The following is a 17825-nucleotide window of genomic DNA, read 5'->3' on the forward strand; positions in this document are numbered from 1 at the left end:
GGGGGTGCTGAGAACCGGAGTCCTCAGCACCCCCGCCGTCGTCGTTGGGCGTGATAGAGGGGTCAGGCCGGGATGGTGGCCGTGTCGATGACGAAGCGGTAGCGCACGTCACTGGCGACCACCCGGTCGTAGGCCTCGGTCACGTCGTCGGCACCGATGAGTTCGATCTCGGCCCCGATGCCGTGCTGGGCGCAGAAGTCCAGCATCTCCTGGGTCTCACGGATTCCACCGATATTGGATCCGGCCAGGCTGCGGCGCCCGCGCACGAGGGAGAAGACGCTGAACGCCTGTGCATCCTCGGGCAGCCCGACGTAGACCAGGGAGCCGTTGACCCGCAGCAACCCCAGCAACGCGTCGACGTCAAGGTCGGCCGAGACGGTATTGAGGATGAGGTCGAAGCTGCCGCGCAACTGGTGGAAGGTGGCCTCGTTCTTCGTGGCGTAGTAGTGCTCGGCGCCGAAGCGCAGACCGTCCTCCTGCTTCGACAGCGACTGGGACAGCACGGTCACTTCCGCGCCCATGGCGCGGGCGATCTTCACGGCCACGTGGCCCAGCCCGCCCATCCCCACCACAGCGACCTTCTGGCCCGGGCCCGCACCCCAGTGCTTCAGCGGGGAGTAGGTGGTGATGCCCGCGCACAACAGCGGGGCCGCCACATCAAGGGCGAGATTCTCGGGGATGCGCAGAACGTAGTTCTCATCGGCGACGATCTGCGTGCTGTACCCACCGTAGGTGGCTTCCCCGGAGTACTGGCGACCGTTGTACGTGGCCACCATCCCGCTGGTGCAGAACTGCTCCTCCCCGGCCAGACAGTTCTCGCACTCCCGGCAGGAGTCCACGAAGCAGCCGATGCCGACCCGATCACCCACGGCATGGGCGGTGACCTTCTCTCCCACGGCCGCGACCACGCCGGCGATCTCGTGGCCGGGAACCATGGGGAAGATCGCCTGTCCCCATTCCTGCCGGGCCTGGTGGATGTCGGAGTGGCAGATACCGGCGTAGGCGATGTCGATCAGCACATCGTGGGAGCCGAGGTCGCGGCGTTCGATCGTGCCGCGCTCGAAAGGAGCGCCGGCACTCGGGGCGAGCAGGGCGGGAACGGACGTGGGCACAGCAGCCTCCTGGGGTTGGGCGGTCAAGAAATGGACAGGACGTCAGATGGCGTACTCGTACTGGACGGGCACCCGGGCCGGACCGGAGAGCTCAGCGGCGGCATGGTTGGCCCAGTACGGGTCCCGCAACAGTTCCCGGCCCAGCAGCACGACGTCGGCCCGGCCCTCGGCCACGATGGCCTCGGCCTGTCGGGGGTCGGTGATCAGCCCGACCGCGCCGGTGGGCAGCCCGGTGGAGGTGCGCACGGCCTCGGCGAAGGGAACCTGGTAGCCCGGGGTGACAGGAATGCGCACATGCGGCACCATCCCACCGGTGGAGGTGTCGAGCAGGTCCACCCCGTGGTCCTTCAGCAGCCCGGCCAGACGCACGGTGTCCTGCCCGGTCCAGGCTTCGGTCCCCTCGGCCTCGTGCACCCAGTCGGTGGCCGAGACCCGGAAGAACACCGGCAGCTCCGCCGGCCACACGCCCCGGACGGCGTCGACCACCTCCAGAACCAGACGGGCGCGGTTCTCGAAGGACCCGCCGTAGTCATCGACACGCCGGTTGGCCACCGGGGAGAGGAAGGAGTTGAGCAGGTACCCGTGAGCCCCGTGGATCTCCACCGCCTGGAACCCTGCGGCAGAGGCTCGCCGCGCAGCAGCGGCGAAGTCCTCCACCAGAACCCGGATCTCCTCCACGCCCATTTCCTGCGGAGCGGGCAGGTCGCCGAAGGCTTGCGGGCTGGCAGCGACCGTGGGCCATCCGCCCGCGGACTCGACCACCGCACCGCCACCGCGCCACGGGCGATCCGTGGAGGCCTTGCGCCCGGCATGGGCCAGCTGGATCGCCGGCACCGCCCCCTGGGCGGAGATCGCGGTCGTGAGGCCGGTGAACGCCTCCTGCTGCGCCTCGTTCCACAGCCCCAGGTCCCACGGGGTGATGCGCCCCTCGGGGCGCACTGCGGTGGCCTCGACCATCACCAGACCCACCCCACCGGCTGCTCGGCTGACCAGGTGCTGGAAATGGAAGTCGGTCGGAACCCCGGCCTGCGGCCCGTCGGCCTCGGCCGAGTACATGCACATCGGGGACATCCACACCCGGTTGGGCACGGTGACTGACCGCAGGGTGATCGGTTCGAATAGGGCGCTCATGGGCGCGTTCCTTCCGTCGCAGGACTGGCGGATCATCTCGCAGGCGCCGTCGCCTGGTACGTCGACCACCGTACTACGACAGAGGACGTAGTACGAAGGCTCTCGTAGACTGTGGCCACCGCGACAGAGAGGGGAATCCGTGCCCACCACGCCATCTGCCCGGATGATCGCGCATCCGGCCCGGGAGGAGATCACCCTGGAAGCCGTGCTCGCTGCCCTGGCCGACCCGGTGCGCCTGCGCATCGTGGGCGACCTCGCCGCCGGCCACACCGAGATGGCGTGCGTGTCCTTCCGTCTTCCGGTGACCAAATCCACCGCCACCCACCACTTCCGCGTGCTGCGCGAGGCGGGTCTGATCCGTCAGTCCTACCAGGGCACCTCGCGCATGAACGCCCTGCGCCGGGACGACCTCGAGGCCCTGTTCCCCGGTCTGCTGGACACCATCCTGGCCGTGGCGAGGCAGCACGGGAGTCCCCCACTTCAGCCTTGAGGAACAGTCGAGCTTCGTGACTCCTGCGCGGTCTCCGGCAGACCGGTTCGCCGGCTCCGTCAGACGGTCGCGTCATCAGTCCCGGTGTCGGCTGACGACAATCTTCCCGATAGCCGTTCCAGCGGCGACCAGCTGGTGGGCTGCACGGAGTCCTTCGGCGTCCAACCCGGGTATCACGGTGGTCACGGTGCTGCGCACCGTGCCGTCGTCCACCAGGCGGGCGACTTCGTCGAGGAGGTTGCCCTGCTCGATCAAGTCGGAGGTGGCGAACATCGATCGGGTGAACATGAGTTCCCAATGCCAGGTGATGGACTTGGCCTTGAGAGGCAACAGGTCCAAGGCATCCGGGTCGTCGATCGCAGTGATCTGAGCGAACGGCTTGGTGATTTCCGCGAAGGCCTGGACATTTCCTGCCGAATGCGCAGTGAACACATAGTCGACCCCCTCAGGGACCAGATCCTGAGTCTCTTCGGTGAGGTTGCGATGATCAACGACATGATCAGCCCCGAGGGAAACGACCCATTCACGGGTCTCAGGGCGCGCGGCGGTGGCGATGACGGTCAACCCGGTGAGCTTCTTCGCCAGTTGAATGAGAATCGAGCCGACACCTCCGGGGGCTCCGACCACGAGAAGGGTTCCAGTGCTGTCGGCCGTGAGACGGAAGCGGTCAAACAGGCTTTCCCAGGCCGTGATAGCGGTCAGCGGAAGAGCTGCTGCAGCTGGGTGCTCCAGTGTGGTGGGCTTGTGTCCCACGATGCGCTCATCGACAGCGTGCAGGTCGGCGTTCGTGCCCGGCCGGGTGATGTCGCCGGCGTACCACACCTCGTCCCCGACGGTGAAGCGGGTCACCGCCGATCCCACCGCCTCGACCACGCCAGAGGCGTCCCAGCCCAGTTGTCGGGTGCCGCTGGACATCGCATCGCGGGACTTGATGTCCACGGGATTGACCGACACCGCGTGAACGCGGACGAGGAGGTCGTGCGGACGCAGGTCCGGAATCGTGACGGTGCTGGTGAGGAATGCGCCTGGGTCGTCCAATTCCCGCCCTGCTTGGGCGAGGTAGGCGGTGGTGGTCGTGACAGCCGGCTGAGGACTGGTCATGGGTTTCCTCCCTGGTGAGACAGGTCAACACGAGCGTTAGTGCACCCATCCTCTCCCTCAACCCGGTGAACGGCACATCGCGATCCGGCGGCCCACCCCGGCCTTGACCCCAGCGTGAGCTGCTCCCAGCCCAGCCGGGGACCGACCATGCTGAACCTGCGCCCCACCGGACAGTCCCAGGTGACCGGTAGTCGGCCATGTGCAAGGTGCCGGGTGTCCGGCCTCGCCGCGAACACTCCGCGCACCATCGAGCCGCCGCTGGTGCCACCATGGAGCCCGCCCTCATCGAGGCGGCCGGCAACCGGCCACATCTCACGTCAGGTGGCCACTGACATCCGGACATTGCGGAATCACGAGCGGCGGTCTCGCTCTGCTCCACCCCCTATGCGCCGGGGTCACGATCCTCGGTCTGCTGCCAGATCCGATGGTGGGTCGTCCACCGTGGGCCCTGGTCCAGCAGAGGGCTCTTTCGTGCACCACGTCGAAGGAGACGCCGATGGGACTCGCGGACAGGATCGGCGCCACGACCGACCGGGCGGTGGGTGCGGCCAAGGACAGGCTCGGCGCGGCCACCGGCAACGCGGAGCTGCAGGCGCAGGGGCTGGCGCAGAACGCCGTGGGCCGAGCCGGAGGCCATGGTCAGGACGTCGAGGGCGCCGCCCGGGACATCGTGGAGGACCAGGAATGGCCCGCTCCCCCTCCAGCACGGCTGTCCGGCGGAGAAGATCCGGCACCACAAGCCGCAGGTGCGCACCGACACCCGCCCCATCCCGCCTCCGTGGACGAGACCGGCTGGACGGGCGAGGCCACTGCCCCGACGATGATGCCTTCGGCGGTGCCTGGCCGGCAGCCGCCGCCCGGGCCACCAGATCCGCCATCGCCGTGGGGTCGTCGGTGTCCACGGCGGGGCAGCCGGCGGCGAGGCCCAGGACCTCGTGCAACAGGCTGATCGGTCCCGAGCCACGGAGGAAGGCCAGGCGCAGGGCCATGTCCAGCTCCTCGGCCGCCGCCCACGCCTGGGCCTTGGCCGCGTGCACGGCCTCGTTGGCCAGCAGCGAGGTGATCGGCCACATCGAGAGGTCGTCCTGCCAGGGCTTCCCGCCCAGCTCCGGGTCCAGCGCCCCGACCACCGGTGGCGGGGCCACCCGCGGGGGTTCGGTGCGGGACAATCCGCCCGAGCGGGTCTACCGTCATGGCATGAGCCTCATCATCAGAAAGCTGATTATCGGGCTGGGGGTGGTCCTGGTGCTGGTGGCCACCGGGTGCGCGGCCTCCTACCCGGCCGACCCGCACAAGACGCTGGAGCGGGTCACCGGATCGGTGCTGCGGGTGGGGATCTCGCACAACGAGCCCTTCGTCTCCGTAGAGCACCCGGCCCCCTCGGGGCGGGAGGTGGCGCTGGTGGAGGACTACGCGAGCACCCTGGACGCCGAGGTGGAGTGGACCGCCGATGGGGAGGAAGAGCTGGTGGACCAGCTCGAGCACGGGGACCTGGACATGGTCATCGGCGGGCTCACCGACAAGACCCCCTGGAAGCAGAAGGTCGGGCTCACCCGCCCCTACACGCAGACCGTCGACGAGTTCGGCCAGACCGAGAAGCACGTGATGGCCGTGCGCAAGGGCGAAAACGCCTTCCTGCTGGACCTCGACGAGTTCCTGCAGACCCGGGGAGGGCAGCAGTGATGGGCACCAAGCACAACGTCGACGACGAGCCGCTGCCCGAGGAGATCGCCCGGGATCTGCGCAAGGCGGTACGCCTGGAGTGGATCACCATCGTGTCCCTGGTGTTCATCGTCGGGCTGGTCTACGCGGTGATGGGCAACTCCCAGGCGATGAAGACCGCCTGGATCGAGGACATGCTCTCCTTCATCCCCCCGATCGCCTTCCTCATCGGAGTGCGCATCACCCGCCGCCCCGCCACCGCCGAACGGCCCTTCGGCTACCACCGGGCCATCGGGATCTCCCACGTGGTCGCGGCCACCGCCCTGGTCGTGATGGGCGGATACCTCATCGTGGACTCGATCATCGCCCTCGTCACCGTCGACCACCCCACCATCGGCGGGATCCAGCTCTTCGGCACCACCATCTGGCTGGGCTGGCTGATGATGGCCGCCATGGTGGCCACCGCGATCCCCCCGGTGATCCTGGGCCGGAAGAAGCTGAAGCTCGCCCCAGGCCTGCACAACAAGGTCCTCTACGCGGACGCGGACATGAACAAGGCCGACTGGATGACCTCGCTGTCCGCGACCGTGGGGGTGGCCGGGATCGGGCTAGGGTGGTGGTGGGCCGACGCGGCAGCGGCGATCGTCATCGCCACCTCCATCCTCAGGGACGGGATCGCCAACCTGCGCGCAGCCGTGGCCGGGCTCATCGACGCCCGCCCCACCAGCGTGGACAACAAGGAGCCGCATCCGCTGCTGGGCGAGATCGACGCCTACCTGCGGTCCCTGGACTGGGTGCACACCGCCGCCGCCCGGGTCCGTGACGAGGGCCAGGTCTTCCATGTGGAGGGATTCGTGGTCCCCGAACCCCTGGAGACCGCGACCCCCGAACGGCTGGAGGCCGCCCGGGCCGGTCTGCTGGGCCTGGACTGGAAGATCCGCGACGCCGTCGTGGCCACCGTCCCGAAGCTGCCGGACGTCCTCGAGCGGCACGCCCCCCGGGCCTGAGCGCCGAGCACGGTCCTCATCACAGACCACGCACCGCCTGGTCACCACCTGTGCCCGCCTCGGGTCGGCCGGACGGGGTTGCGTCACGGTCGCGAGGCGCATGCCACGGGGGCCGTCGCGGATGAGTGCCGCCCGGCCGGGTCGGTCATCGCGGGCGGGTCTCGGGGTGGAGCCGGATCCGGCCCCACAGCTGACCGCTGGACGGGGCGGGCACCAGCCCCAGGCGGGCGGTGAGCTCGTTGGCGGCCCGGGCCAGGGCGTCACGCTCTGCGGCCGGCAGCATCAGGGCGCTGTGGATGTAGGCCTCGACCTCGTGCTCACCGACCGTGCCACCGGCATGCACGTACCGCGACCACACCTCTCTTGGCGGCAGACGAGCCTGTCCGAGCAGCCGGCCCAGCCGGTAGGCCTGGACCATGGCTACGACGTCCTCTTCCATGCGGATCCTCCCCGAGCCCGGGCACGCCCCGCAACGGGGCGCCGGTCGGTGACGGAAGGCCGTCTGCTGGACCTGCACAGCAGTCTGCGTCGGGCCCGCTCCCGGCTCAACTCGGTGACGTCGCAGGGCCCAGAGCGGCGTTCTGTCAGCACCCACGGCCTCGGTCCACAGTGTTTCCTGCGCCCATGCCTGTCCGTGATCGGCCCCCGCAGACCTCGGCTGCGCGGTGCAGGTGTTGTGCCCAGGGCAACAGGATCCCGGGCCCCTGTTCCGTCCGCGGCACCGGCACCGGCACCGAGGTGATCGATAGAGCGAAGGACGGGAACGGTAGCTCTCAGGGAGTGAACTGCAGCACGGGGCCGCCCTGGGGGCGGGTGGGCATGCGGTGCAGATCGAAGCTCATGCCGGCGTCCTCCGCGGTCCAGTCGCGCCCGGCCAGGTGTGCCGCGGTCACCGCCATCAGCCCCACCGTGATGTCTTCCCCAGGGCACCGGTGTCCGGCCTCGGCCGAGCCGCCGCCCTGGGGGACGAAGTTCTCGATCGCGGTCGGGTCCAGGTCCAGGAACCGCTCCGGATCGAAATCAGCGGGACGCTCCCACTCGCCGGGGTCGTTGTTGGTGCCCAGGATGTCCAGCAGCACCCGCTGACCGGTGCGGATCTGCTGCCCACCCCACTGCATGGGACAGCGTGCCCGGGCGGGAAGCATCGGCACGAACGGATACACCCGGCGCACCTCGTGGGCGAAGGCACGGGCCAGGGGGCCTCCCACCGTGGTGCCGCGCTCGGTGGTCTCAGCGCGCAGGCGTGCGACCCAGTCCGGGTGCTCGTGCAGAGCCAGCGCGATGAACGCCGCGAAGCGGCTGACTGCGATCGTGGGACGGACCATGTTCTGCAGCTCCACACCGGCGGTGTGCTCGTCCAGCAGCTGCCCGTCCGCATCACGGTGGGCCGCGACCAGATCCAGCGCGGGCGCCTGCCCTGCTCCCTGCCCGGCGCAGCCCTCGTCCGTGCGGGCCCGGGTGATCAGGCCCTTCGCCCAGGCATCACTGTCGCGGCGGGCGAGCATCGCCCGGACCCACGGGGGCCCGGGCACCCCGAAGCCCTCGACGATCGCCGCCAGTCGCTGCGCCCGGTCCTCCATCTGGGGGGTGTCCATGCCGGTGCCCGCCCAGGACAGCACCGCGCGGCCGAAGACCCCCACCGAGGCCTCGTAGACATTGAGCGTCCCAGCGCCCTCCAGCACCCGGGCCCATTCCCGGTCCACCTCCGCCACCAGGACCTCGACCCGCTCGGGCGTAGTGGCGTGCAGGAACAACTGCTTGCGGTGCCGGTGGGAGTCGTCGTCGAGCCCGTGCACGGCTCCGCGCCCGAACAGCGGCGCTTTCACCGCCAGCGGCATCGCCCCGGCCCGGCGGAACTTGTCGGTGTCGTAGAAGAAGCGCACCGCCTCCGTTCCACGGATCAGCAGCGCCGGCCCGCCCATCAGCTTCAGCGGCGCAGCCCGGGTCGCGAGGTTGCCGATCCGGGCGCGCACCGTGTCGGCGAAGGTGTATCCGTCCCGCAGCAGATCTAGGGTGCGGTCGCTCACGCGAGTGTGCGCATGGACGGTTCTCATGGGATCTCCGATCGTTGAACGGTGTCGATGGTCGGCCGGGAACGTTCGTGATGCCGGGTTCCTCATCGTAGTGATGCCCCTTGTCCGCCCCACGCCCCGGGGATGAAGGCGGACACCGCACCGAGGTCCTGCCCCGAACCGCACGGACTCCCCAGAACGACGAAGCCCCTGACAGGGCCATATGAAGAGCCCGCGGCGAGGGCCGCTGGCCTGACGCGCATGGTGCAGGAGCCGTTCTCGGGGGGGCGGTCCGAACACCGGGTGTGGGGCGCCGTCAGTGCAGGTCGCGCAGCCGGCAGCAGCGCCGGCCGGTCAGGGTGCCGTTGATCCGTACTCCCACCCGCACCGCGCCCGGACACACCGTCCCGGCGGCCACGATCCGGGGCGTCTACGCGGCATCGAGGGCGCGCAGCGGTGGGATCGACCCGTGCGGGCGGTGGGATCGACCCGTGCGGGCGGTGGGCCCGCCCAGGTGGATCTGCTTCGTGCTCATCCCCTCGCTGCGGCCCTGTGCCCGGGCTGCAGCGCCGCCGCGGTGTTCCTGGGTGTTCTGCAGTGGTGGGGCCGGGCATCATCCCATTTCGCACGACCTCTGCTGCCCGGCAGCAGGAGGTGCCCGCCCGTCCCGCATGACACGGAACGGACGGGCACAGCCAGGAGTCTTCCCGAGCACGGTGCGGTCAGGCCGGTCGGTGCCGGGACGGCAGACTGCTCGCCGCTGTCGTGCTCCCCTGCCTGGAACTGCTGGTCAGTAGGCCGGACCGGTGGTGTTGTGCGTGGCGCTGCGGTCGTGGGTGTCGCGGCGCAGGAAGGACAGGCCCACCATGGTCACGCCCAGGAACAGGTGCAGCCAGTCGTCGGCGGTGTTCAGCGGCACGAAGTTCGCCTGCGACTCCTGGCCCACGAGCAGACCGTAGATCCACAGGACCAGGTAGACCACCCCGCCCCACAGCAGGTAGTTGCGCGCCCCGGAGGCGGAGCGGGCCAGGGCCAGACCGGCCACGCCGTAGAGCAGGTGGACGATGTTGTGCAGCCAGGACACCTGGAAGATGCCCAGGAGCATGGCCTCGGAGTGGTGGCCGGCGACCATGAGCTGGTCGTAGTTCGTGGTGATGCCGGGGATGAACCCGGCGATGCCCACGAGCAGGAAGACCGCGCCGTACAAAAGAGCGGCGGTCTGGACGGGCGAACGGCGGGGGGTGGTGCGGTGGGTGGGAACGGTCATGGTCTTGCCTCGTTTCGATCGTGGTGGGCACGACCCCGGACAGGGGCCGTGAATTCGGCGGCCAGGTGCCGGTCAGCACTGCCACGCCTGGTTGCGCACGTGATGGGGATGGTGGCGGGGGTACGGACCGTCACCCATGGGCGGCGATCTGGTGTCGGCCGGTCTGTGGTGGCACCTCCTCACCGGTGGTCATCAGCAGGGCGGTGTAGGCGACCAGCAGGGGCAGGAACGGTACGGCCAGCACCCCTGCGGACCCGGCAGCCAACACCACGGTCAGTCCCGAGGCCCCGGTGGCCAGCAGGCCTGCCGCCCCGAGGCGGTGGGTGGTGGTGTCGCGCCGGTCGGGCAGCGTCGTCAGCATCGGCACCAGACCGGCTGCGCAGATCAGCCACAGCAACGCCACCCATTCCTGTCCGGGACCGGCTGTTGCCAGCAGCGACCAGCCGACCAGCCCGAGCAGCGCCCCCAGGGCCATGGCGAACGGCAGACCCGGGGCCGGGAATGTCCGGGCCCCTTCGGGCACATCGGGTCCCCCGCGCGCCAGCGAGCCAACACCATCCACGCCTGACATCACCGCGCTCATCTGGTGACCTCGGCTTCGGGTGCCGCGTGCATCGTGGGAAGGCCCAGTGGCCTGGCGTCCTCGAGGGTCGAGGTCGCCGGTGCGGCACCGGGGCTGGCCAGCAGGAACTTGACTTTCCGCGCCCCTGCGGCCGGGTTCTCGTGCTCGGCCGACCAACGCAGCAGATCCATCGCGGCCGCCTCCACGGACTCGGCCCCGCGCAGATCCACCACCACCTGGATGCCCGGCACCAGCCGGCGAGCGCGGCCGATCACCGGGCACAAGCCCCGCTGATTGTTCTCGGTCACTGCACCGGTGACCTCGATCCGCACCTGCCGCCCGTCCAGATCCACCTGCACCACGACAGCGATTTTCGGCTCCATGACAGCACCTGCTTCCCAACAGAAGACGTGCGGCCACTTCTCAACCGTCCCCCCACCCTAAGCACACTTACCCTGCGCTGGCCAACACCCCACGCCCGGCAGCCGGCAGCACGGCACGTGCCGCCGCCGCTGGTTCCGCCTGTCCTCGGCCGCACGGGCGGCCGCTACCGCCCGGCCGGTACCGGCGTGCGGCCTGCCCGCCGGCCCCCGCGCCGACCAGGGCCTCTGCTCGGGACAGGCCCGCCCCGGGGATCTGGCCGCTCAGCTCGGCGAGCTGGCCCGCGCCCTGCAGCAGGAGACCGACTTCGACGCCACCCTGGCCGCCATGGTCCACGCCGCCCTGGACCTCGTCCCCGGAGCCGCCACGGCCTCCATCTCGGTGCTCGAGGACCGGCGCCGCCCCCGCTCCCACGCCCCCTCCTCCGAGTTGCCGGCCGTCGTGGACGGCCTCCAGGAACAACACCACCAGGGCCCCTGCCTGGACGCGATCTACCAGGAGCGGATCGTGTGCGTGCCGGACCTCGCACACGAGGACCGCTGGCCCGCCTTCGCCCACGCCGCCGCCGGGGCCACCTCCTCGCTGTCCTTATGGAGGGGTACAAGATCACCGACCAACGAGCCTTCCTGCTGTTGCGCACCGCCAGCTCCCGCACCAACACCGAATTGCGCCAGGTCGCCGAACACCTCAGCACCACCGCACCCTCCCCCACCAGGAACAGGCCCCCGGACCACGCCCACCCCGCCGCGAACCACCCCCGGTCCACGGCCCGCGACGAAATTCCTCGCCGCGGCAAGGCCTCGCGCTCCGACCCCGGGAAACGGGCGCCTGCGGCGGCAGCGGCGGCGGCGGTGGCCTCCCCTGCTCCACCGTCTGCTGCGCCGCATCGGTCGCAATCCTCGAGGTCCGATGCACTCCGGGGGTGGGTCGTCCACCGTGGGTCCTGGTCCAGCAGAGGGCTCTTTCGTGCACCACGTCGAAGGAGACACCGCTGGGACTCGCGGACAGGATCGGCGCCACGACCGACCGGGCGGTGGGTGCGGCCAAGGACAGGCTCGGCGCGGCCACCGGCAACGCGGAGCTGCAGGCGCAGGGGCTGGCGCAGAACGCCGTGGGCCGAGCCGGAGGCCATGGTCAGGACGTCGAGGGCGCCGCCCAGGACATCAGCGGGGACCAGCCGTAGTCCGCACTGCCCCCGGCGAGCTGCCGGGAAGCCCAGGCAACCCAGGATCCGGCCCCGGCCGGTCTACGTGCATGTCGAACGCCGACCCGTCACGGAAGAGTCGCAGGACAGACCCGTCACGGAAGAGTCGCCGGACAGACGTGCCGGGCGGATGAGGGCCCCGCCCGGGCGACTACCTGTCCGACGCGGCCCGGGCCACCAGGTTCGCCATCGCCGTGGGGTCATCGGCATCGACCACGGGGAACCCGGCCCCGGCCTCCCCGACCCAGTGCAGTTGGATACCGGGGTTGTGCACGTCGGTGCCGTCGGCCAGGAACCAGTGCGGGCTGCCCTGCACCTGCCCGTGGTGGGCGCGGTAGTCGGCCAACATCGGCCCCCGCGCCCGCCCCTCATCCAAAGCCTCGACGAGGTCGTCGGTGTCCACCGCCGGGCAACCGGCGGCGACGTCGAGGATCTCGTGCAGCAGGCTGATCGGCCTCGAATCACGGAAGAACGCCAGGCGCAGGGCCATGTCCAGCTCCTCGGCCGCCGCCCAGGACTGGGACTTGGCCGCGTGCACGGCCTCGTTGGCCAGCAGCGAGGTGATCGGCCACGTCGAAGGGTCGCCCTGCCACGGCTTCCAGCCCAGTTCCGGGTCCAGCGCCCCGACCACCGGGGTCTCCGCATCCAGATAGTTCTTCGGGATCGGGAACCGGTTGAGGTCCTCGAGCAGGAACAGCCGGTGGTCGACCCGCACGGCCTCGGTGAGTCCGGCCTTCTCCCGCTCGGCGTAGAACCGTCGCAACGACAGCGTCGACCAGGCACAGACGATGTCCGTGTAGAGCACCACCGTGCCCGGGGTGACATCAATGGCCATCAGATCAACCTCCTTCGTGAGTGCCGGCGCTGAAGGTCCGGCACCATCCAGGGCAGCAGGGTCAGTCGTGCATCGAATGGAAGACGGCACCCGGGTCGGGAACCCACTTCAGCACCGGGGACCGATGATGCCCACGCTATCGACCCCTCCCCGCAGAGGTAACCCCTGCCCGGCGATCGGCTCCTGTTCACGTCTTCACGGCCGAGCAAGCGGCTGACCAGCGGGTGCGTTGGGAATCGAGGGGTTGTGGCTGATGCGTAAGCGTGCTTATGGTTGCCGGAGTGCACGTGAACACCTGAGACACCTGCAGCCGGCGCCGTCCTCTCAGCAGTGCCGGCGACAGCCGCCACCACGGCGGTCTGCGCCTGCCGGGCCCGGACCGCCGAGTCAGAAGGAGCACGCATGAAAGCCGTCGTCTTCAAGGCCCCCTACGAGCTGGCGATCGAGAACGTCGAAGACCCCAAGATCGAGCACCCGCTGGATGCGGTCATCCGGATCACCACCGCCAACATCTGCGGCTCCGACCTGCACCCCTACGAGGGCCGGGCGGACCTGGACGCCGGGATGGTGCTGGGCCACGAGAACATGGGTGTGGTCGAGGAGGTCGGCTCCGGCGTGGGGCGGATCAAGGTCGGGGACCGGGTCTCGGTGCCGTTCAACCTCGCCTGTGGCACCTGCCGCAACTGCAATCACGGCTACACCAACGCCTGCCTGCGGGCCAATCCTTCCGGGCAGCCCGGGGCCGGCTACGGCTATCCGATGATGGGTCCTTACTGGGGTGGGCAGGCCGAGTACCTGCGGGTGCCCTGGGCCGACTTCAATCTGCTCCACCTGCCGGAGGGCACCGAGCACGAGTCCGACTTCACGATGCTCTCGGACATCTTCCCCACCGGCTACCACGGCGCAGAAATGGCCCAGGTTTCCCCCGGCAAGACCGTAGCGGTGTTCGGGGCCGGACCCGTGGGTCTGATGGCCGCCCACAGCGCCTATCTGAAAGGCGCAGCGCGCGTGTTCGTCGTGGACAAGGAACCCGACCGGCTGAAGCTGGCCGAGCAGATCGGGGCGAGCCCGATCAACTTCGCCGACACCGACCCCACCGAGGCCATCACCGAGGCCACCGGAGGGTTCGGGGTGGACTGCGGGATCGAGGCGGTCGGCTACCAGGCCCACGACGCCACCGGGGAGGAGCACCCCGAGATGGTGCTCGACAACCTGATCAAGGTCGTCCGCGCCACCGGGGCCATCGGGGTGGTCGGGGTGTACGTTCCCCAGGACCCGGAGGCGGCCTACCCGCTGGCCGAGGAAGGGCGGATTCCCTTCGACTTCGGGGCCGCCTTCACCAAGGGCATCAGCATCGGCACCGGGCAGTGCCCGGTGAAGAAGTACAACCGTGAGCTGCGCGACCTGATCATCGCCGGGCGCTCCACCCCGTCCTGGATCGTCTCCCACGAGGTGTCCCTGGATCAGGCCGTGACCGCCTATGACAAGTTCGACAAGCGCCTCGACGGGTACACCAAGGTCCTCCTCCATCCCTGACTCCACCGGCGCACCGACGACATCTCCGGTGCCGCCGCCTCTGGGCCCGCCGGCACCGACCTCGAGGCGGGGAGGAGATCACCCCCGACTGGATCCAGGACGGAAGGAGGGGCGTACATGCCCCAGACCACCCCGGACGACCACGGGGACGACCCCGGTGCGGCCCCACCCCACGCCACCCCACGGGCCCCCGGTCACCCTGCGAAGAAGACCCACCCTCCCCGGCTGGACCAGCACGGCGAAGCCGGAGCGGAGGACACCCCGACCGACCCGGCCGACGACGCCGGCCACGGCAACAACCTTGAAGCGCCCACCTCTGACGAAGGAGCTTGACCCATGAAGGCACTGGTATGGCACGGCGAGGGCGACATCCGCCTCGACGACGTGGCCGACCCCTCGATCCAGGATGCGAACGACGCCATCGTGCGCATCACCCGGTCCGCGATCTGCGGCACCGACCTGCACTTCATCCGCGGCACCATGGCCGGCATGCACGAGGGCACGATCCTGGGCCACGAGGCCGTGGGCGTGGTCGAGGAGGTCGGTGCCTCGGTGCGGGGCCTGTCCCCCGGGGACCGGGTGATCGTGTGCTCGACCATGTCCTGCGGGGTGTGCCGCTACTGCCGGATGGGCCAGACCGCCCAGTGCGACGTGGCCAACCCCAACGGCCCGGCCGCCGGCACCTGTTTCTTCGGCGGCCCCGCGCCCACCGGCCCGGTGGACGGGCTGCAGGCCGAGTACGCCCGCATCCCGTGGGCCTCCAACACCCTCATCCCGATCCCGGACAATGTCTCCGACGACGACGCGATCCTGCTCTCCGACATCTTCCCCACCGCCTGGTTCGGCGCGCAGCTGGCCGGGATCCGGCGCGGGGACACGGTGGCCGTCTACGGCGCCGGGATCGTGGGGCAGCTGGCGATCGCCGCCGCCTACCGCCAGGGCGCGGGCCGGGTGTGGGCGGTCGACGGGGTGCAGACCCGGCTCGTCAAGGCCCTGGAGCAGAACGCCGAGGTCATCGACTTCAACGCCGAGGACCCGGTGGAGGCGATCATGGACGCCACGATGGGCGTGGGCGTGGACGCCGTCATCGAGGCCGTCGGGGTCGACGCCCAGCGCCCGGCCCGCGGCCCTGCCGCGGAGAAGTACGCCGCGCGCACCGAGCAGTTCGCCGCCGAGGTGGCCCAGACCGCCCCGGAGACCAACGTCCAGGGCGAGAACTGGGTGCCGGGCAACGCCCCGTCCCTGTCGGCCCAGTGGGCGGTGGAGTCCGTGGCGAAGTACGGGCGGATCGGCATGATCGGGGTGTTCTCCCCGGACCTGACCTCCTTCCCCATCGGGGCCGCCACCAACAAGAACCTCACCCTGCGGGCCGGCAACTGCGACCACCGGTCGGTCACCCCTCCCCTGCTGGACCTGGTCGCCGCCGGATTGTTCGACCCGGCCCCCTTCGTCACCCAGCGCGAGCCCCTCGACGACGTGGTCGACGCGTACCTGAGCTTCGACCGCCGCGACGAGGGCTGGCTCAAGACCGTGCTGACCACCGAATGACAGCTGGGCCGTTGCGTCACGGGTGAGGCAGTCGCAGGACAGCCGCTCTGCCGCCGCAGCACGGGCCCGGAAAGCACCACGAGGAGGAACGAGATGGGCAATGTCGCCGACGGGATCGTGGGCCGGCTGCGCGCCTGGGGAACGCACCGGGTGTTCGGCTACGCCGGGGACGGGGTGGACCCGCTGCTGGCCGCCCTGGCCCGGGTGGAGGAGGACATCGAGTTCGTCTCCGCCCGGCACGAGGAGATGGCCGCGTTCATGGCCACCGGCCACGCCAAGTACACCGGAGAAGTCGGGGTGTGCCTGGCCACCCAGGGCCCCGGCGCCGTGCACCTGCTGGCCGGGCTCTACGACGCGAAGCTCGACAGCACACCGGTCGTGTCGATCGTGGGCCACGTCGTCACCACTGCCCAAGGCAGCGGCTACCAGCAGGAAGTGGAGCTGCCGACCTTGTTCAAGGACGTCTGCGCCCAGTACGTCCAGACCGTCTCGGCCCCCGAGCAGCTGGAGGCGGTGCTCGACAACGCCTTCCGCACCGCGATCGCCACCTCCAGCCCCACCTGCGTGATCGTGCCCCACGACATCCAGCAGGCCGAGGTCCCGGAGCAGGAGCATACCCACGGGATCGTGCCCAGCGCACCGGTCACCGCACTTCCTCGGGTCATCCCGCCCGAGGAGGACCTGGACCGGGCGGCACGATTGCTCAACAGCGGTCAACGCGTGGCGCTGCTGGTCGGCCAGGGCGCCGCCGGCGCCGCCCCGGAGGTGGCGAAGGTGGTCGAGCGGCTGGGCGCCGGAGTGGCGACCTCACTGCTCGGCAAACCGGTGGTCGACGAGTCCCTTCCCTGGGCGTGCGGGGTGATGGGGCATCTCGGCACCACCGCGGCGGCCGATCTGCTGGCCGGATGCGACACCCTGCTGATCGTGGGCAGCAACGACCCCTGGACCGAGTTCTATCCCGCCCCCGGGCAGGCCCGGGCCGTGCAGATCGACATCAACGCCCGGAACCTGGGCGCGAAGTACCCGGTGGAGGTGGCCCTGGCCGGAGACGCCACCGAAACCCTGCGCGCCCTGCTGCCCCGGCTCACGGGGTCCGAGCGACCCTGGCGCCGGGAGGTGGAGGACATGGTGACCACCTGGCGGCAGGTGGCCCAGGACCGCTGCGCCCAACCGGGCCAGCCCCTCAACCCGCAAGCCGTCATAGCCACCCTGTCAGGGCGTCTGCCGGCAGACGCGCAGGTCGCCGTCGACGTCGGCTCGGTCGTCTACTGGTACGCCCGCTTCCTGCGCCTACCGGCCGGGGTGCCGGCGCACCTGTCCTCCACCCTGGCCTGCATGGGTTCGGCGATGCCCTACGGGCTCGCCGCCAAGCTCGCCCACCCCGACCGGCCCGTGGTGGCGCTGGCCGGGGACGGGGCCATGCAGATGAGCGGCAACGCCGAGCTGATCACCGTCGCCTCCCGCTGGCGCGACTGGGCCGACCCACGTTTCGTGGTGCTCGTCCTGCACAACGGCGACCTCGCCGAGGTCTCCTGGGAGCAGCGCGAGATGGAGGGAGACCCCCGCTTCCCCGCCTCCCAGGACGTCCCGGCCTTCCCCTTCGCCGACTACGCCCGAATGCTCGGCCTCGAGGGCATCCGGATCGACCGCCCCGAGGACATCGACGGCGCCTGGACCACCGCCCTGACCGCCGACCGGCCGACCGTGATCGAAGCAGTCGTCGACCCCGCCACACCGTTGCTGCCCCCACGGGCAACACAGAGCCAGATCGAGCAGATGCTCACCGGCCTCACCCAGGAGAACAACGACCGCGCCGCCGAGCAGCTGCGGGCCCAACGCACGCACGAGGGGGATCAGCGCCAGTGACCCGAGCACGGCACCCGGCGACATCGATCCATCCGCCCGGCGCCCGCGCAGGGCAGACAATCTCCCCCTGCGCCCCCTAGGCTGACCACAAGATACTCAGTTCACTGATGA

At 70.2% G+C, this 17825-nt stretch carries 17 protein-coding genes and 1 pseudogene; 9 read left to right on the forward strand and 9 right to left on the reverse strand.

The genetic code is table 11. The features are described 5' to 3' along the window. Positions 1–62: 62 nt before the first annotated feature. Together ABL57_RS14860 and ABL57_RS14865 are read right to left on the reverse strand one after the other, a co-directional pair. Positions 63–1112, reverse strand: a complete 1050-nt coding sequence (locus ABL57_RS14860; RefSeq protein WP_047804261.1) for an NAD(P)-dependent alcohol dehydrogenase — start codon at positions 1110–1112, stop codon at positions 63–65. A gap of 42 nt (positions 1113–1154) precedes the next feature. Beyond that, a complete protein-coding gene (locus ABL57_RS14865) occupies positions 1155–2243 on the reverse strand; it encodes an NADH:flavin oxidoreductase/NADH oxidase (RefSeq protein WP_047804262.1) in 1089 nt (362 codons plus the stop codon). Between the two features lie 139 nt (positions 2244–2382). On the opposite strand from ABL57_RS14865, the gene ABL57_RS14870 reads away from it, so the two are divergent. Next, positions 2383–2733: a helix-turn-helix transcriptional regulator gene (locus ABL57_RS14870; RefSeq protein ID WP_047804263.1), complete on the forward strand. Its 351-nt coding sequence runs from the start codon at positions 2383–2385 to the stop codon at positions 2731–2733. A 75-nt stretch (positions 2734–2808) separates the two neighbouring features. Here the strand turns inward: ABL57_RS14870 and ABL57_RS14875 are convergent, their stop codons facing one another. Beyond that, complete coding sequence (locus ABL57_RS14875) at positions 2809–3834, reverse strand: zinc-binding alcohol dehydrogenase family protein (RefSeq protein ID WP_047804264.1); 1026 nt, start codon at positions 3832–3834, stop codon at positions 2809–2811. Positions 3835–4821: 987 nt separating this feature from the next. On the opposite strand from ABL57_RS14875, the gene ABL57_RS14885 reads away from it, so the two are divergent. Both ABL57_RS14885 and ABL57_RS14890 read left to right on the forward strand, forming a co-directional pair. Further along, positions 4822–5517: a transporter substrate-binding domain-containing protein gene (locus ABL57_RS14885; protein ID WP_238986076.1), complete on the forward strand. Its 696-nt coding sequence runs from the start codon at positions 4822–4824 to the stop codon at positions 5515–5517. After that, positions 5517–6503, forward strand: a complete 987-nt coding sequence (locus ABL57_RS14890; protein ID WP_047804266.1) for a cation transporter — start codon at positions 5517–5519, stop codon at positions 6501–6503. Before ABL57_RS14885 ends, ABL57_RS14890 begins: the two co-directional genes overlap by 1 nt. A gap of 145 nt (positions 6504–6648) precedes the next feature. On the opposite strand, the gene ABL57_RS14895 is transcribed toward ABL57_RS14890, so the two are convergent. From ABL57_RS14895 to ABL57_RS20855, 5 genes are all read right to left on the reverse strand, one after another. Continuing rightward, a complete protein-coding gene (locus tag ABL57_RS14895; RefSeq protein ID WP_152683422.1) occupies positions 6649–6942 on the reverse strand; it encodes a hypothetical protein in 294 nt (97 codons plus the stop codon). Between the two features lie 334 nt (positions 6943–7276). Beyond that, positions 7277–8530: a cytochrome P450 gene (locus ABL57_RS14900; RefSeq protein ID WP_053005001.1), complete on the reverse strand. Its 1254-nt coding sequence runs from the start codon at positions 8528–8530 to the stop codon at positions 7277–7279. A 775-nt stretch (positions 8531–9305) separates the two neighbouring features. Next, positions 9306–9782, reverse strand: a complete 477-nt coding sequence (locus tag ABL57_RS14905; RefSeq protein WP_047804268.1) for a DUF4383 domain-containing protein — start codon at positions 9780–9782, stop codon at positions 9306–9308. Between the two features lie 130 nt (positions 9783–9912). Beyond that, positions 9913–10365 carry a hypothetical protein gene (locus ABL57_RS14910; protein WP_139318642.1) on the reverse strand — a complete coding sequence of 151 codons (453 nt, stop codon included), beginning with the start codon at positions 10363–10365 and terminating at the stop codon, positions 9913–9915. Next, positions 10362–10727 (reverse strand): hypothetical protein, encoded by a 366-nt coding sequence (locus ABL57_RS20855; protein WP_053005002.1) that lies wholly within the window; start codon positions 10725–10727, stop codon positions 10362–10364. The genes ABL57_RS14910 and ABL57_RS20855 overlap by 4 nt, the downstream gene beginning before the upstream one ends. 588 nt (positions 10728–11315) lie before the next feature. Here ABL57_RS20855 and ABL57_RS23590 point away from each other — a divergent pair. Both ABL57_RS23590 and ABL57_RS14925 read left to right on the forward strand, forming a co-directional pair. Continuing rightward, positions 11316–11366, forward strand: a pseudogene (locus tag ABL57_RS23590) (hypothetical protein); the annotation flags it as partial. 281 nt (positions 11367–11647) lie between these two features. Further along, positions 11648–11908: a hypothetical protein gene (locus tag ABL57_RS14925; RefSeq protein WP_082157478.1), complete on the forward strand. Its 261-nt coding sequence runs from the start codon at positions 11648–11650 to the stop codon at positions 11906–11908. 172 nt (positions 11909–12080) lie between these two features. Here ABL57_RS14925 and ABL57_RS14930 read toward each other — a convergent pair whose 3' ends face one another. After that, on the reverse strand, positions 12081–12764 hold the full coding sequence (locus ABL57_RS14930) for a DsbA family protein (protein WP_047804271.1): 684 nt from the start codon (positions 12762–12764) through the stop codon (positions 12081–12083). 402 nt (positions 12765–13166) lie between these two features. On the opposite strand from ABL57_RS14930, the gene ABL57_RS14935 reads away from it, so the two are divergent. The 4 genes from ABL57_RS14935 to ABL57_RS14950 all read left to right on the forward strand — a co-directional run bounded on the left by ABL57_RS14935 (position 13167) and on the right by ABL57_RS14950 (position 17714). Continuing rightward, positions 13167–14300, forward strand: coding sequence for a glutathione-independent formaldehyde dehydrogenase (locus ABL57_RS14935; RefSeq protein ID WP_047804272.1), 1134 nt, complete (start codon positions 13167–13169; stop codon positions 14298–14300). 117 nt (positions 14301–14417) lie between these two features. Next, a complete protein-coding gene (locus ABL57_RS14940; protein ID WP_047804273.1) occupies positions 14418–14633 on the forward strand; it encodes a hypothetical protein in 216 nt (71 codons plus the stop codon). Positions 14634–14636: 3 nt separating this feature from the next. Beyond that, positions 14637–15848 (forward strand): alcohol dehydrogenase catalytic domain-containing protein, encoded by a 1212-nt coding sequence (locus ABL57_RS14945; protein ID WP_047804274.1) that lies wholly within the window; start codon positions 14637–14639, stop codon positions 15846–15848. 93 nt (positions 15849–15941) lie between these two features. Continuing rightward, a complete protein-coding gene (locus ABL57_RS14950; protein ID WP_047804275.1) occupies positions 15942–17714 on the forward strand; it encodes a thiamine pyrophosphate-requiring protein in 1773 nt (590 codons plus the stop codon). Positions 17715–17825 lie beyond the last annotated feature (111 nt).

The sequence above is a fragment of the Kocuria sp. SM24M-10 genome (assembly GCF_001027955.1).
GTDB lineage: Bacteria > Actinomycetota > Actinomycetes > Actinomycetales > Micrococcaceae > Kocuria > Kocuria oceani.